Annotated in this window: 14 protein-coding genes and 1 pseudogene; 9 read left to right on the top strand and 6 right to left on the bottom strand. The window is 60.9% G+C overall.

Going from position 1 to position 15,029, the window contains the following annotated elements; genetic code table 11:
- Nucleotides 1–208 precede the first annotated feature (208 nt).
- Both AC3WWH_RS34315 and AC3WWH_RS34310 read left to right on the top strand, forming a co-directional pair.
- The gene (locus tag AC3WWH_RS34315) at nucleotides 209–460 is read left to right on the top strand and encodes a MarR family winged helix-turn-helix transcriptional regulator (RefSeq protein WP_245299319.1); all 252 of its coding nucleotides are present in this window, start codon (nucleotides 209–211) and stop codon (nucleotides 458–460) included.
- 160 nt (nucleotides 461–620) lie between these two features.
- A complete protein-coding gene (locus AC3WWH_RS34310) occupies nucleotides 621–860 on the top strand; it encodes a nitrilase-related carbon-nitrogen hydrolase (protein WP_113399480.1) in 240 nt (79 codons plus the stop codon).
- Nucleotides 861–1,277: 417 nt separating this feature from the next.
- Here AC3WWH_RS34310 and AC3WWH_RS34305 read toward each other — a convergent pair whose 3' ends face one another.
- The 5 genes and pseudogenes from AC3WWH_RS34305 to AC3WWH_RS34285 all read right to left on the bottom strand — a co-directional run.
- Complete coding sequence (locus AC3WWH_RS34305) at nucleotides 1,278–2,075, bottom strand: inositol monophosphatase family protein (RefSeq protein ID WP_058325205.1); 798 nt, start codon at nucleotides 2,073–2,075, stop codon at nucleotides 1,278–1,280.
- A 333-nt stretch (nucleotides 2,076–2,408) separates the two neighbouring features.
- Nucleotides 2,409–3,926 carry a sulfatase gene (locus AC3WWH_RS34300; protein WP_058325204.1) on the bottom strand — a complete coding sequence of 506 codons (1,518 nt, stop codon included), beginning with the start codon at nucleotides 3,924–3,926 and terminating at the stop codon, nucleotides 2,409–2,411.
- 255 nt (nucleotides 3,927–4,181) lie between these two features.
- The gene (locus tag AC3WWH_RS34295) at nucleotides 4,182–5,006 is read right to left on the bottom strand and encodes a glycerophosphodiester phosphodiesterase (protein ID WP_058325203.1); all 825 of its coding nucleotides are present in this window, start codon (nucleotides 5,004–5,006) and stop codon (nucleotides 4,182–4,184) included.
- Nucleotides 5,007–5,040: 34 nt separating this feature from the next.
- Nucleotides 5,041–5,847: a substrate-binding domain-containing protein gene (locus AC3WWH_RS34290; RefSeq protein WP_245299320.1), complete on the bottom strand. Its 807-nt coding sequence runs from the start codon at nucleotides 5,845–5,847 to the stop codon at nucleotides 5,041–5,043.
- Nucleotides 5,848–5,946: 99 nt separating this feature from the next.
- Nucleotides 5,947–6,099 (bottom strand): annotated as a pseudogene (locus AC3WWH_RS34285) (hypothetical protein); the annotation flags it as partial.
- 78 nt (nucleotides 6,100–6,177) lie between these two features.
- Between AC3WWH_RS34285 and AC3WWH_RS34280 the strand changes: the two are divergent.
- From AC3WWH_RS34280 to AC3WWH_RS34250, 7 genes are all read left to right on the top strand, one after another.
- Complete coding sequence (locus tag AC3WWH_RS34280; RefSeq protein ID WP_058325201.1) at nucleotides 6,178–7,551, top strand: ABC transporter substrate-binding protein; 1,374 nt, start codon at nucleotides 6,178–6,180, stop codon at nucleotides 7,549–7,551.
- Nucleotides 7,552–7,625: 74 nt separating this feature from the next.
- Nucleotides 7,626–8,579, top strand: a complete 954-nt coding sequence (locus AC3WWH_RS34275) for a carbohydrate ABC transporter permease (RefSeq protein WP_058325200.1) — start codon at nucleotides 7,626–7,628, stop codon at nucleotides 8,577–8,579.
- A gap of 1 nt (nucleotide 8,580) precedes the next feature.
- Nucleotides 8,581–9,681: a carbohydrate ABC transporter permease gene (locus tag AC3WWH_RS34270; protein WP_058325199.1), complete on the top strand. Its 1,101-nt coding sequence runs from the start codon at nucleotides 8,581–8,583 to the stop codon at nucleotides 9,679–9,681.
- Between the two features lie 4 nt (nucleotides 9,682–9,685).
- Nucleotides 9,686–10,750: an ABC transporter ATP-binding protein gene (locus AC3WWH_RS34265; protein WP_058325198.1), complete on the top strand. Its 1,065-nt coding sequence runs from the start codon at nucleotides 9,686–9,688 to the stop codon at nucleotides 10,748–10,750.
- 56 nt (nucleotides 10,751–10,806) lie between these two features.
- Nucleotides 10,807–11,676, top strand: coding sequence for a glycerophosphodiester phosphodiesterase (locus AC3WWH_RS34260; protein ID WP_058325197.1), 870 nt, complete (start codon nucleotides 10,807–10,809; stop codon nucleotides 11,674–11,676).
- Nucleotides 11,677–11,941: 265 nt separating this feature from the next.
- Nucleotides 11,942–13,228: a GGDEF domain-containing protein gene (locus AC3WWH_RS34255; protein WP_058325196.1), complete on the top strand. Its 1,287-nt coding sequence runs from the start codon at nucleotides 11,942–11,944 to the stop codon at nucleotides 13,226–13,228.
- A gap of 682 nt (nucleotides 13,229–13,910) precedes the next feature.
- Nucleotides 13,911–14,642: a carboxylesterase family protein gene (locus tag AC3WWH_RS34250; protein WP_058325195.1), complete on the top strand. Its 732-nt coding sequence runs from the start codon at nucleotides 13,911–13,913 to the stop codon at nucleotides 14,640–14,642.
- Nucleotides 14,643–14,882: 240 nt separating this feature from the next.
- Here the strand turns inward: AC3WWH_RS34250 and AC3WWH_RS34245 are convergent.
- On the bottom strand, nucleotides 14,883–15,029 hold a 147-nt coding region (locus tag AC3WWH_RS34245), incomplete at its 5' end, for an aldehyde dehydrogenase family protein (protein ID WP_082566532.1).

Here is a 15,029-nt window from a genome sequence, read left to right as displayed (position 1 = left end):
TGGGAGTACTTGGCTGGACCGCATGGCATCAAGCCAGCAGGGACGGGAAGTTCCACTGGCGACGCTGGCGCAAAGGTCAATGGGAAATCCGCGCAATGACAGCGGACGAGCAGGACGACGCCCTGATAGACTGGTCAATCAAGTAAGTGACGAAGACGGTTGAGCCTTGGCTGGCTGCCATGAAGCGGCAATGCACTCGTCGGGCGGAATGACGGCCCGCATCGACCGACTTGAACGAGATGGCTTGGTGGTGCGGCGAAGCCATCCCACCGATCGACGCGGCACACTGGTGGCGCTGACGCCGAAAGGGATCTCGTTGATCGACGCGATGCTCGCCAAGCATGTGGAAAACGAACGCTTCGCTTTGGCAGGGCTAACGATGACAGAGCAACAGCAGCTCAATGCACTGTCCATCAAGCTTCTTGCAGACTTAAAGGCGCAGGATGGATTGCGCCCCTAGGGCAAGATCACTCATCAACCGTATCAGTAAGCTGCCATAGGGGTCGGGAAGCGAATTCTCCCACCAGAGAAAATGTCTTTGATCAGCTCCAAACGCAAACGCCCATGGGCCGGGCAGGCAGTGTTTTGGAGCAGCATTCACTGAGGCAAGGGCGGGACCACTGGGAAGTCTTGCTTCGCGCGCGCAGAAACGCAGACATATCTTCTGGCCGTCGGCCAAACCGGGCTCCCACGCTCAGGGAAGAAAGCTCTGCTGGGGACACTCCCTAGCCATCGACCCATGGGGTCGTATTCTTGCTCAAAGCCCCGATAGCGTTGGGTCCATCTCTGTGACTTTGGACCTCGACTACACCAAAACTGTTCGCGCCGCCATTCCCGTCGCAGATCACCGTGTCCTTTGAGATGTGGTGAGGACTCGTTCGATCCGTCTCAGGAAAAAAGGCGCAACGCTTCATTCGCGGTGCTGCTGTCGTCGAAACCGCCGATATCCTTCAGCCAGATGGTTGCGCTCACGAAAATCTGCCTCTGAAGACGATCAAACGTGCGATGTATAGCAGAGCAGGCCCGGAGCTCCTCAGAGCACGCATGCTGCCGCTCAACAACAATAATCACCACACAAATTGAGGATGATCCTCGGCTTGCGAGCTAGCCTAAATTTAGACGACGCGGTCGTGTAATGGCGAGCGCTTGCCCCCTTCGCGGCACGCTCCTTTTGAGCGCAAAGCGAACTGAAAACTTTACGGGCTAATGCTCCTCAAACTGAACCGAAGCCCCTCTTCACTAACAACTTAAGTGTCAGGCAAATAATTGCGACAGGCTTAACGGCTATGGATTGCCAACAGATCGGCATAGGCCGTCGGATTGCTGGCCAGTACTGGGTGGCCCTTCAACAAGGCTTCGCCCTCGCCCGGGAAGGACAGGTAGTCGCCGCCGGCTTCCTTCACCAGGCAGTAACCAGCCATGCAGTCCCAGGCGTGCATATGTGGCTCGTAATAACCGACCAGACGACCCGCCGCGACATAGGCGAGCATCAGTGCGCCGGAGCCGTTGCGGATGAAGTTGCCGCCCATGCGGAGCAGCGCGGCGATGATCTGGCCAACCCGCTCCGGTTCTACATAGGTATTGCAGCCAATGCCGGTGATGGCGTTCTGGATGGTACGAGACGGATCGAGGTTCAATTTCTTTCCGTTGAGGCTCGCGCCTTTGCCAGCGGCCGAAGCATAGAGTTCGCCGTCGCACGGCGCATGGATCATGCCGATCACCGGCACGCCGCCATGCAGAACCGCGATCGAGACACACCACGTCGACATACCGTTGACGAATGGCGCGGTACCGTCAATCGGGTCCACAACCCAGATATAGCCTGAAGCACCCTCGATGTGGCCGAATTCCTCGCCGAGGAACCCATCCTCCGGAAGCTCCGCGGCGACGCGCTCCCGGATCAGCATCTCGACGTTTCGGTCGGCAATCGAGACGACATCCTGCGGGTCGCGCTTGGTCTCGATCACCAGGGTATCGCGCTTGTTAAAGTAGTCGAGCGCGAGCGCCCCCGCCTCCTCGGCAATTGATTTCGCAAGTGCAAATCGCCGGTCGAGACCCGCTTCATGCATGCTCATAGGTCTTTCCTTTCGTAATGAGAGAAGTGTACTTCGTGATCAATGCAATGCCCACGATTCTTCAAGCCCGGTATGACATCAGCGTTGGCCAAAAACGTCGGTCGATATTGAAAGCGTGCCGACTTCGGTCTCCACCCCATGTTCGACATGGTCGCCGAGATCGGCCTTCCGACGAGGCGACCTCCGCGCTCGACCTGCTTTATGGGGGAGGTGCTGGCCCTGATCCGGGCAGTTGGCCGAAACAGACCGTGACCATGAGTAGCAAAACGCGTTCCAAGTTGAATCGGATGACCAAGTCGGTGGGCGAACGGCAGTTCTGACAAGCGTCTTACGTTACTGAGCTTCGATCCCAATACGTGCGAAAGCTTCGGGCGGAGCATCACTGGTGCGCATGAGATCCCGCATGAGACGCGTCATTGCTTCTTCGATCTCCGGGGAACAAAGGGGCGTATTCTGCCCTGGATCATCAGCGAGGTCGTAGAGTCGGGTTTCACTTTCAAGGAGCGCGCCGGGACCGTAGTTATCGAACATGGGCGACCTCTCGATCACCGGGATCTTGAGGACCGGCGCTCCCTTCGTGAAGGACATCGGCTGTGCCAGCGAGGCTCCTGCGAGTTCCTCCGGCGTGAACGGCTCCCAGATGTGAGTCGGCATCAGCGTGTATTGATAAAGCTCCTGAGAGCGAGGATCGGGCGGGAAGCGATGATAGGTATAGCGTCCATCCGTCACGTTGATCGCACCGCCGAAATAGCCGAACAGTGCGCCGCGCCGCAGCGAACGATCGGCGCCGAGCAGCGGCAGGAGGGAGTGCCCCTGCATCTCGGCAACGGTCTCCACGCCGAACAGATCGAGGAATGTCGGAGCGAGATCGATGGTCTGGGTCAGAGCGCACCGGCGGGTGCCGGCTCTTCCCGGCCGGCGCGGATCGTGCAGGAAGAGCGGGATGTGCACGATCTCCTCATACATATTCATCCGGTTCTTCGCCCAGAAATCGTGCTCCCCTAGAAGAAAGCCGTGATCGGTGGTGACAACGAGCGCGGTGTCGCGCCAAAGATCGTGCGCATCGAAATAGTCGAGAAGCTGTCCGATGAGGAAATCGCAAAGCGCGATGACGGCGTAGTAGTTGGCGCGGAGTTCCTCGCATTCCTCCGGCAGCTCGTCGACCCGGCCGTAGCGCGGCCAGTCGCGAACCGGACCGTTCCAGCCCGTCCTGAATGCCTCGCGAAACCGCTCGGGCGCGGTAAAGGGTTCATGCGGGTCGAACGTCTCGATCTGCAGGAGCCAGTGGTCGGCGGTTCGGTTCCGCTCGAGGAACTCCAACCCGGCGGCGAAGCAGCGCACCGATGGGAACTCGTTCTCGTCCTTGATGAACTCGCGGTTCACGATGTTGCGCCGAAACTTGTCGCGGGCCGACGGGCTGAATTGGCGCTCATGATACATCTGGCGCAAGCGCTCCCATGGTGGCTGCACCATTGCCTTCCACGGGTCGCCCTCCTGACCGCGGATGAAGTCGTAGCTGTCATATCGGGTGTGATAGGTGGCACCGCCGTCCTCGAAATAATGGAAGTGGTCGGTGACGAGGTGGCTGTAGGAGCCGGCCCGGTGCAGCAGTTCGGGAAAGGAATTGTCGAACGGCTCGAGCGGTCCCCAACTCCTGTGGAGAAAGCCGAGCCGTCCGGTCTGCAGGTCGCGGCGCGCCGGCATGCAGGGCAGGCTGCCGACATAATGGCGGTCGAACATCGCGGTGCGCTCGGCCAAGCGGGTGAAATTGGGCGTCGGCACCCGCTTTCCGCCGTACGGGGCGAGCACGTGTCGGTTGAGCGAATCAAACAGTACGAAGACGGCCTTCATCGACTCTCGGCCCTCATTCAGAGCTGCCCATGCAGCTTCTTGTGTGAGCGTTTCGAACGGTCCCCGCATTCATCGGCTGGCCGTTCAGAAGGGCACCGGCACCTATTTTCGCCGAAAAGAGCGCGGCCGCAACTGGATTGTACCCAGTTCCGAACACCAGCCTGCCCGCCCCCACGAGACTTCGAATCTGTGGTCTGCCTCGCTCACTATATCCCATGCACGCCTTCGACCATCGCCGAGAGTTTCTGTGTCGTCTCACCTTGGGGAGGCTGAGCCGGCGCGACCGGCGCGGCTGACGAGCATGGCGATGAAGGGCACGTCATCACCCGAGATCGTGTCGATGAGCCCGTCGGCGATCCATTGCATGAGCTCCGGCAACGGATCGCGTCCGCCGCGCCAATACTCGGCGAGAACATCTGGGCGAGGCACGTGTACGCGGTTGCTGAAGCCTGCTGCATGCAGCGCCTTCGCACTGTCGGGGCGGAACATGTCGAGCTCGATCGAGACCGAACTCGCGCTGCACGCCTTCAACACCCCGACTAGGTCGGCGTGGCGAGCATGCGTAATGGCTTCGGTCCGCAGGCCCGGATGACGCTCGACCGCGCGCTTCAGCACCACATGGTCGAAGCTGATGACAATGACCCGATCGACAGTTCCCGTCGATCTCAGCAAGGCTGCCACGCAATCAACAGCGATGTCCGGCCGCTCTGCCTCCTTGATCTCGAGCACAAGCCCCATGTCGTCCGCCTTCGCCCAATCGAGCGCCTCCGCCAAGGTCGGTATCTTCGCTCCGGCGAAAGCGGGATGAAACCGAACCCCCGCATCCAATTTGCGGATCTGCTCGAGGCGGAGGTCTGCCGCAAAGCCGTGTCCATCTGTCGTCCTGTCGACGGTCAGGTCGTGCAGAATGATCGGCTCACCGTCTGCGGTCAGCACGACGTCGATCTCGACCGTGGTCGCCCCTGCAGCCTTTGCTGCTTCGAATGCTGGCAGTGTGTTCTCCGGATAATGAAGGCTGTAGCCGCGGTGGCCGCAGACATGAGTACGTCCCGCGTCGCGGGCAAGGAAGCTGAAGGCCATTCGATATGCTCCTCCATCGTAAGGCGCGACTTCTCTACAAGCGCGCTCTGACTGTTTCGCGAACGACGAGTTCGACCGGGAAGTAGACGGAAATCGGCGGCAAATCGGGATCGGCGAGGCGCCGGTCGAGAATTGATACGACCTCCCGGGCAATCCGCCGGGGATCTTGCCGCAGGGTGGTCAGACGGTAGGAGGACCACGCTGCGACCGGCACATCGTCGAAGCCGATTACGGAAACGTCGTCTGGTACACGCAGGCCCGCGCCGCGAATGTGATCGAGTGTTCCGAACGCCATGAGATCATTAACGCAGAAAACCGCGTCGGGCGCCGGGCCGCTCGCCAGCAGCTGTCGCGCCGCCTCTTTTCCGCCACCATAGTCGGCGCGGCCGACCCGAACGATCTTCGTCTCGAATCTGGAAGCGGCGGCAAATTCAACAAAGGCGTGCTCGCGGGCGGAGAGGCTCGGGCTCGGATTCGCCCTGTTGATCACGGCGAAACGGGAGGCTCCAGCCATGCGCAGGGCCTCAAAGGCCTGCTGCGCGCCGTCCCTGTCATCGCAATGGACGCTGTCGAGGCCAGTCCCGGCTCGATTCACCAATATCAGCGGCTGTCCGTTTCGTCGCGTGACCTCGACAAGGCTTGCCGGCGGCGAGCCAGAGAGGAAGATGGTCGCCTCCGCCCGATAGCGCAGCAACTGCCGGCTGGCATTCGCAACATCCTCCGATGTTGGCCCGATGTTGATGATCGCCGGCACGTTGGAGCGCTCGATCAAGGCGTACGAGAGGGCCGAAATCATCTGGGCCCGGAACGGTGTATCGGCGTCGGAGGTCACGAGTCCCACCAGCCGGCTCCGATTGGCGAGAAGCCCGCGGGCGAGATCATTGACCTGGTATCCGAGCGCCGCAGCTGCCTCTCGCACCCGCGCCCGCGTTGCAGGTGCGATGCTTGCGCCAGGGGTGAATGCCCGCGAGACCGCCGATCGGGACACACCCGCAAGCTCGGCGACTGCCTGGGCGCTCACGAAGCGGCCCTGGTTGCTGTCTCTGGTATCCGACACTTGCTTTGACCCCGCTGGACATTCTCCGAAGCGCATTCATAATCGTGTTGCACAGCATTGCAACAACAATGACGACACGATGAAAAGCGTGCCGCGGCACGGGAGGAAATCAGGATGATTCACTGGAAAATCGGAACTGCTGCGCTTCTCTGCGCGGCATTAGCGGGCGGCAGTGCGGCGTTCCTTTCGGCGACGCCACTCTTCGCGCAAGAAACCGTGAAGCTCGAGCTCTGGTCGCGTCAGGATCCTTCGGGGCCGCTGCGCCCTGGCAATGTGGTCAAGGCTGCCGAGCGGCTGAACAAGGAACTCGAGGCCGAAGGCTCCCCCAAGCGCGTTGAGGTTGCTGTGCGCGAGAGCCCCGCCAAGGGCTTCGACGACGACGCACTGCAGCTTCTTAAGGTATTCGGCATCGGTGAAGGCCCCGATATATTCATCGCCGCACACGAATGGATCTGCGCCTTCCAGGAAGATGGCTTCGTTCTCAAGCTCGACGACTATATCTCCAAATACCCTCAACACTTCGGCACGATCTTTCCGTCGCTCTGGTCATCGGCGAAGTGTCCCGACGGCACCTACGCAATTCCGCAGGACGCCGAGGCGAGAATGTTCTTCTACAACAAGAAGCTCCTGCGCGAGGCCGGCTACGACTCTGCCTTTGTCGACGCCATGCCGGAGCGTGCGTTGTCGGGCGACCTGACGATGGACGAGGTACTGGAGATCGCCAAGCAGGTCGTCGACAAGACAAAAGCGCAATACGGTGTGCTTCACCGGCCGAACAAGGGTCCGGACTACATCATGGTCTTCCAGGCCTACGGCAGCGGCTTCGTCGATCCCGAAACCGGCAAACTGCTCCTGGAGCGCGACAAGCTCGCTGCCGCCTTCGGCTGGTTCGAACGCGGGGTGAAGGAAGGGGTCATCCCGGCCAATAACACGGCGATGGAATTCGATGCGCTGCGCAAGGAATTCTACACCGGCAACGCCGCATTCTGGATGTACGGCATCTGGGATCTCGGCAGCGTCGGGTTCCCGACCTACGGGCTGCCTCAGGACGAAAAGGCCTTCTTCGCGGATTGGGGCTGGATCGCTGGGCCTGCACCGCAGAAGGGCGGTTCACCGGTCAGTCTGACGCATCCGATCGTCTATGCGATCGCTGCCGACACGAAGGAGCCTGAACTCGCCGCCCGCCTACTTGGCCACGCTTCGGCGGCCGACCTCAACACCGATCACGCGGTCACAACGACGCATCTCGGCATCAAACCCGAACAACTCGAAGACCCGCGTTATGCCAAGGCCTGGCCGCTCGCCAGGGCAACCGACCTGCTCAAGATCACCAAGTTCCTGCCGAACAACTCGCAGTTCGGCGAACTCAACGGCATCATCTATGCCGGAATTCAAGGCATAGAATCGGGGCGGTTGTCAGCTGAGAAAGCAGCCGATTTCGTCATCGAGGAGGCTTCGTCCACCCTCGAGGACGTGATCGTCAAATAAGTCCGATCGGACTCGAGTCGTCGACCGGGCGCGCCCGGGTCGGCGGCTGCGAGGTCCGCCGTAAGAGCCAAACGATGACCACGATAGCAGATGAACTCACGATCGAGCGGCGCGGCCATGCGGGGTCGGCGGCGCGCAGACGCACGAACTTCGTGATCTTTCTCGGCCCGGCGATCGTCCTGACGGTCCTCTTCTTCGGCGTCCCCGTGATCATCGATATAGTAGTGTCGTTTACCGACCTCAGCCGCTCGCTCCGCATCAGCGAGTTCACTACCGAGCAGTACGAGAAGGTCCTTCGAACTGATCGCCGGTTGTCGCAGGTCATTGGGCTGACCTTCATCTACGTCTTCGGCACCCTCGCGATCTTCAACGTGACCTTTGGCCTGATCCTCGCTATCACCACCACGGCGATTAGGAATGTATCCGGCAGCTTCTTCCGGGGCGTGTGGCTGCTGCCGCGGATGAGCCCGTCAGTCCTCTACATCCTGCTCTGGCTCTGGGCGGTGAGCCCCACCGAAGCTGGCCTCGTAAACCAGCTCCTGATGCAGGCGTTCGGGCTCGACGCGCCGCTTGATCTTTTGACCTCGGCGCCGATCGCGCTCATCATCATCTCGAACGGGTTCATCGGCGCTTCGATGGGCATGATCATCTTCACCGCCGCGATCCGCGGGATCCCGGAGCACCTGTTCCACGCCGCGGCAGTGGACGGCGCCGGGACCTTCGCAAAGATCCGCTTCATCACCCTGCCGGCGCTGCGCTGGCCGATCAGCTTTGTGACGATCTACCAGACACTTTCGCTGCTGGTCAGCTTCGAATACATCCTGCTCCTGACCAAGGGCGGTCCGTTCTACGACACGACTGTCTATGCACTTTACGTGTACCGCCGCGCCTTCGAAAGCGGCCAATATGGCTACGGAGCCGCGCTGGCACTTTTTCTCATCGTTATCGGCGTCGTCGTCGCGCTCATCGGCTGGCGCTTCTTTGATATGGAGCGCCTGCTGCAGCGCCCGCGCATCGAGGTGCATTGAGATGGCCGCGCAAGCGATCCCCGAGGTGTCCACGGCGGCATCCGAACCGCCAGTCGATTGGGATGCAGTGGCAGCGCGGGCGCGTGGCGTTCGGCGCGCCAAGGCGGTCGTCCTCTACGCGTTCCTGATCGCCGTGTCGCTGCCAATCATCCTCCCCTATTTCTGGCTCGTCACGATCGCGTTCTCGGCCAGGACCGGCGTTGCCGAGACGGCGGTTCTGTGGCGCTCGATGGCCGTGGTCGTTCCGTCCGTCGTCGCTTTCTGGCTCACTGCCGCGCTCGCGCAAAGCCGGCGCCAGTTATGGATCGGCCTTACCGCAGTCGCCGCGATCGCTATCTTCGCCTTTGCCCTGCTGGTCGGCCCCGACCTGCACCTCGGCAATTTCATCTTCCTGTGGGAGCCGGACTTCGCCTCGGTGGTGAGGTCGCGGATCGGCGAAGTCAAAGGCGCCGTCCAGTTTCCCAACGTCTGGCATGCCTTCGGCAACTCGATCCTGATCGCCGGCACACAGACTGCCATCGTCGTCACCGTCGCCTCATTGGCAGCCTATTACCTGTCGCGCTTCCAGTTCCCCGGCCGCTCCTCGATGCTGCGCTCGCTTCTGGTGCTCCATGCTTTCCCGGTGCTGACGCTAATCGTGCCCATGTTCCTGATGCTCTACTGGATCGGGCTGCTCGACACGCTTTCCGGCGTGATACTTGTGCTTGTCGCCTTCGAACTGCCGTTTGCGATTTTCATCATGAAGGGCTTCTTCGACGCAGTCCCATGGGACATCGAGATGAGCGCGCTGACCGACGGCGCGTCGCGACGGCAGGCATTCGTGAGCGTGGTGCTGCCTCAGGTTAGGAACGGCATCCTCGCCATCGCAGTGTTCACCTTCATCCGCGGCTGGGAAGAATACATCTTCGTGTTCACGTTCCTGATCAGGAACAGCAATTGGACAATGAGCCTCTACATGTACTGGGTGCGCGATGATGTCATGGGAGTGGACTACGGCGTCGTCTCTGCGGTCGGAGTTTTCTACCTTGTCCCGAGTCTCATCCTCTACATGGCCGCGCAGCGGTATCTCATGCAGATGTCGATCGGCGGCGTGAAAGGCTGAGAAGATGGCGAAGATCGAGTTCCGTAACGTGGTGAAGCGCTTCGGCGCCGTCGAGGTGATCCCCGATATGAACCTCGTCATTGAGGACGGCGAGTTCGTCGCACTTCTCGGCCCCTCCGGCTGCGGCAAGTCGACGAGCCTGTTCATGCTCGCCGGTATCTATCTTCCGAGCGGCGGCGAGCTCCTCTTTGACGGCCATATCGTCAACGAAGTAGAGGCACGCGACCGGAATGTCGGCATCGTCTTTCAATCCTACGCGCTCTACCCGCACATGAGCGTGCGCGACAATATCCTGTTTCCATTGCGCTTCAAGAAAACGCCACGCGACGAAGCTCTCGCGAAGGTGAAGACCGCCGCGGACCTTGTCCGTGTTGCGGAACTGCTGGACCGTCGTCCCAGCGAGCTTTCCGGTGGCCAGCAGCAGCGCGTCGCCCTTGCACGCGCCCTCGTGAAGGAGCCGCAGTTGCTGCTCCTCGACGAGCCGCTCTCCAATCTAGACGCTTCGCTTCGCCTTTCGATGCGCACCGAGATCAAGTCGCTGCACGCGCAACTCGGCGTGACGACCGTCCTCGTCACGCATGATCAGATCGAGGCGACGACAATGGCCGACCGTATCATCTGCATGCGCGCCGGCCGGATCGAGCAGGTCGGGACGCCGGACGACCTCTATCTCAGGCCATCGAGCCTGTTCGTTGCCGGCTTCATCGGCTCGCCGCCCATCAACCTCATTGCCGGCGAAGCCGAGGCCGGCACGATCACCGTGAATGGCGCCAGATTTCCGGTCGAGGGCGCGTCCGGGGCGCTGACAGTCGGGCTGAGGGCGGAGCACCTCAGAATCGGCGATACCGGCTTCGCCGGCCGTATCGTGCAGATCGAGCCGATGGGCCGGGAGATCCTCTATGTCGTCGAAACCGGCATGGGCGCCGTGCGCGTGCTTGAACAGGGTTCGTCCGCCGGGCACTCGACTGGCGAGCAGGTAAAGATCGGTTTCCTGCCCGAGAACTCGCTTGTGTTCGAGACGGCGCGACAGAAGCTCATTGGGGGCGCGCATGTTCGTGGACCGCCGTGACACGATCGAGCGACAGCCGCCCCATTTCTCGGTGGGGAGAGGAGAAGGGCGCGCCAGTGGCAGCGTTTGAGACGAGCAACCAGACGTCGAACGCGCCGGTGGCCGTCGAGGGCCCATATGGCCCTGTCCGGCTCAAGTGGCACAAACTGCGCACGCACCTCGCCGAGGCGCCCTTCAAGCGGTCGAACCTCGCCCTCGGCTGGCAGCTCGGCGCGAGCCTCGAGGTCGACATACTCGGAACCGCCGATGGCCGCTTCGCCGTTCTCCACGATGCGACGCTCGGTCCATCGACGACCGGCCGCGGCCGCGTTCCGCGCACGCCGATCGCATCGATGGCGGGGCTTTTTCACCGGGACGCAGCAGGCGCCCCTGATCCCGACGCGCCGGTCGTGTCGCTCGCCGAACTCGTGGCCCCGCTTCAAAGACTACCGAGAGCGCCATCGGCCAACCTTCAGCTCGATCTCAAGCTGCTCGAAGGACACACGCTTCCGGATTCGGCGGTCGCCGATGCCGCAGCGGCCGTCACCGGGCTAGCGGACGCCATCGTCGTCGGTTCGCATCATCTGGATGAGGCACGCCGTCTCGCCGCGGCCATTCCCGGAGCCCGGCTCGGCTACGATCCGATGCTGGCGGTTTCCCGCCAGCGAGACCTGCGCGATCCAGAGCGGTTGCTGCGCCACATCGAGCGGCGCAGCACCGGCGTGAGTCTTGCCTACCTCCGGTTCGACGCCATTGTTGCCGCAGAAAACCAGGGCTTTCCCCTCGTTGCGCGCCTGCTCGACCTCGGCATTGAAACGGACGCCTGGACGGTCAATCCCGGCCGGGACATCAATGACCCCATCCTGCGTACGCTCGTGGGGGCGAAAGTGCGCCAGATCACGACCGAGGTTCCGAGTGAGATCTTCCGCCTGATCCGTTCGCTTTGAGCACGGCTCATCCCGGGCGTTCCGTGCGAACCACCGGAGCGGGGTTGGGTGCTCCATAGGTTCTACCAACCTGAAAAGAGCCGGCGCAGTCACCGCGTGCTAATGATCAGATGTCTTCCGCCGAGAGCGTCACCAGCGGCAAGTCAGACACCATGTATCGAACTGAAACGCTGCCGCCCGGCTCATTAAGTCAAGTCGGTAACGCCCATCACTGTCAGGCCGCACATTCTTGCCATTGTCTGATCCGCCCCTAGATGGCCAGAGCATGGATACACGACGAGCATCAGGCGTTTCACGCGCGAGCGAGGTTTCAGCGCCACCAGCCGCCCAACGATTGCCCCCGACGGTCGTCAGCGAAGTCGATCGTCTTCTTGCGGGACGCACACGCGATATTCGCCTTAATGCGGAACTTGCCCGGCTCTTCCACGCGCGGTCGTGGCCACAGGCGTCGAAGATTATCCGTGCCTGGATGGTGTGGGTGGTGGTCCTCGACGTCCTGACGCTGGCAGTCAATGCCGCCTTGCTTCCGTCTGAAGTCGTCATGAAGATGCTTCTGCCGGCGTCGATTCTGCCCCCGGCAGCAATCCTCACTGCGATCGTATTTCAGAAACCGCGCGGGACGTGGATCGAGGGCGTAGCGCTCCACGTTGGTGTGTTTTTGATCCTGCTTTCGGTCGCGCTGGTCGGCGTCAATACGGGAGGCGAATATCACGAGCGACACCTTACGATCATGCTTTTTGTCGCCGTGACCGCGATCATCATATTCCCCGTCCCGCTCGAACGGTCGATTGCAGTCGCCGTCTTCGCGCTTGGTCAATATCTTGTCTTCCAGATGCAAAATCCGGAAATTACCGCCGAGAATGCTCTGGCCGGTGCGCTCTTCTTCGCAAGCGGGGTAGTCGCGACCGTTGTTGCGCGCAGGACTGCAGGCATCCTGGCGCACAAGACCTTTCTGCTCGAACTACGCGACCGATCTCGTCTTGGCGAACTGACGGACGCAAATTCTCGGCTCGAGCTGCTCGCCCGAACGGACCCACTCACCGGTATCGCAAATCGACGCTGGATAATGGAAACGCTCAGTCGCGTGTGGAGCGACGAGATCGCGCAAACCCAGGGCGCAGCAATTCTGATGTGCGATATCGACCACTTCAAGCAGCTTAACGACAGTCTCGGCCACGCCGAGGGTGATCGGTGTCTGGTAAAGGTCGCCGGCATTATTCAGAGCTGCTTGCGTGACGATCGCGACCAGGTCGCGCGTTATGGCGGCGAGGAATTTCTCATCCTTCTTCGGGATGCCAATCAGGAGGATGGCGTGTCGGTGGCGGAGAGAATTCGACGCCGCGTCGAAGCTGCGTCATTGCCAAACCCAAGATCAACCGTTGGCGCTTATGTCACAGTCAGCATCGGACTGGCAGTGCTGAACCACGGCGATGCAACCGTATCTTCAGAGGGGTTGCAGCGGCAAGCGGACGAAGCACTGTACGAGGCAAAGAAGAATGGACGCAACCAGGTGATCATCTATCAGCCGGCCCTCCCAGCACTCTCAACATGAGCGCGCTTGAGTAGCCTCGCGCGGTCGGCATGCCATCGGGCTTTCGCAATCGTCAGGGCCGAGTTTGACGGCGGCGAGACGCGTTCGGCTCGCCGGTAGGCGGCCATCACGCCACGCGCACGCCGCGCAATTGGCAACCAGACAGATGATGCGCAGGCAAAAAAACGGACTAGATACCGGCCATCGCGCCGTCCCACTTGATACACTATGCGATCCTCGTGGCCCAAGGGTGAACATCACAGCAGGCTTGCAGGGCTCGTGGAAGCACAGTTCTGTCCGGCCCGTAAGGCGCGTCCACGCTTAAGTCTGCAAACGAAAGCATTGCGCCCTCATTTTGGTCACTCACACCACCCGCGCGAGCCTCCTGGAAGCCGGCGGTCTGCTTCGCCAATGGTCGCGTCCGGAAGGCGCCCGACGAGAGCATGTTGGAGGGCGCTTGGCAGACTGGATTTTCGCGGGGCTTTTACCAAGGCGCTCGAATCCGGCTTCGCCTCCATATCCAATCGTTACGAATTTCGGCATCGGACACACTCCTACCTTTGCGCTTCTGAGTTTGCCGGGGCTTTCCGCGAGAACGCTTCCCACAGCCGACTTCCATCCTCCGAGTGGGAAGGCTTGAGTTCTGGTTCTTCGGTTCCATTTGATGTGCCGACAGGCTCAACATCATGAAGGAGGTGGTCGAATGACGCGGAACATCATGGCACTGGCTTTCACGGCCGTAATGGGAATGTGTAGTGCAGGCGTGGCGCATGCCGAGCAGTTGGCAGCCAGATCGAGCGCCAGCATACAGAATGATCTCAACTATCTGATGTACACGCCCGACGACTATGCTTCGTCCAGCAACGCGTATCCGCTTGTTGTGTGGCTACACGGCGGCGATCAGGGCGGGACCGATATCGAGAAAGTCAAATCGAGTGGCATTCCGAAACTGATTGAGGATGGAAAGACATTCCCCTTCCTAGTGTTTTCGCCTCAGAATCCGAGTGAAGAACTGCTTTATCCGATCGAGAAAGTGGAGGCGGCACTCGACGAGGTTATCTCGAAGTATCGCGTAGATCGCGCGCGTGTCTATGTCGTGGGGTTCAGCCGCGGGGGGGTCGGTACTTGGGCCATGGCAGAACAGTTTCCCGAAACATTCGCCGCTGTCGTTCCGATCGCTGGTGGCGGTAATCGCCACTACCTTAGCAGGACAAATGAAAAGGCAGCTTTCTGGGTGTTCCACGGCACGAACGATGAAGTCATCCCTTTGTCGGATTCGGTCGTGCTGTACGAGCGCCTCGTGGGTCTGAAGCGTAATGCTCGTTTGAGTGTTCTGGAGGGCGTGGACCACTCGGGCGTCGAACGGGCCGCCTTAAATGATCCCGAGCTTTGGGATTGGCTTCTGAAACAGCGCCTTGAGGTCGCGCCTGAGTAAACCTTTCAATCCTCTACGCGTACCGCGGAATGCGAACGGAGTCTGCTTAGCGCGCCCGTTCAGGCCAAAGGCCGTCAACTCGAACTACCCGTTAAAGACGATCGCCGCCTGCCAATGCGACGAAATTGGCCGACTGTGAATCCCTCGCCTTGAAGGGAATGGAACCGTGGGCCCCGCATTTCCTTGACTGGAAAATGAAAGCGGAAGTCCAAATGGTTCAATTCCTCGAAACATCACCCCTTAGGCGAGCGTGTAGGCCGTCTTGACGGTGGTATAGAACTCGGCGGCGTAGCGTCCCTGCTCACGCGAACCGTGGGACGAGCCCTTGCGGCCGCCGAACGGCACATGGAAATCGACGCCGGCCGTCGGCAGGTTGACCATCACCAT

It is taken from the genome of Ensifer sp. EB106-03-01-XG145 (assembly GCF_058792075.1).
This window is presented reverse-complemented; position numbering and strand designations above follow the sequence as displayed.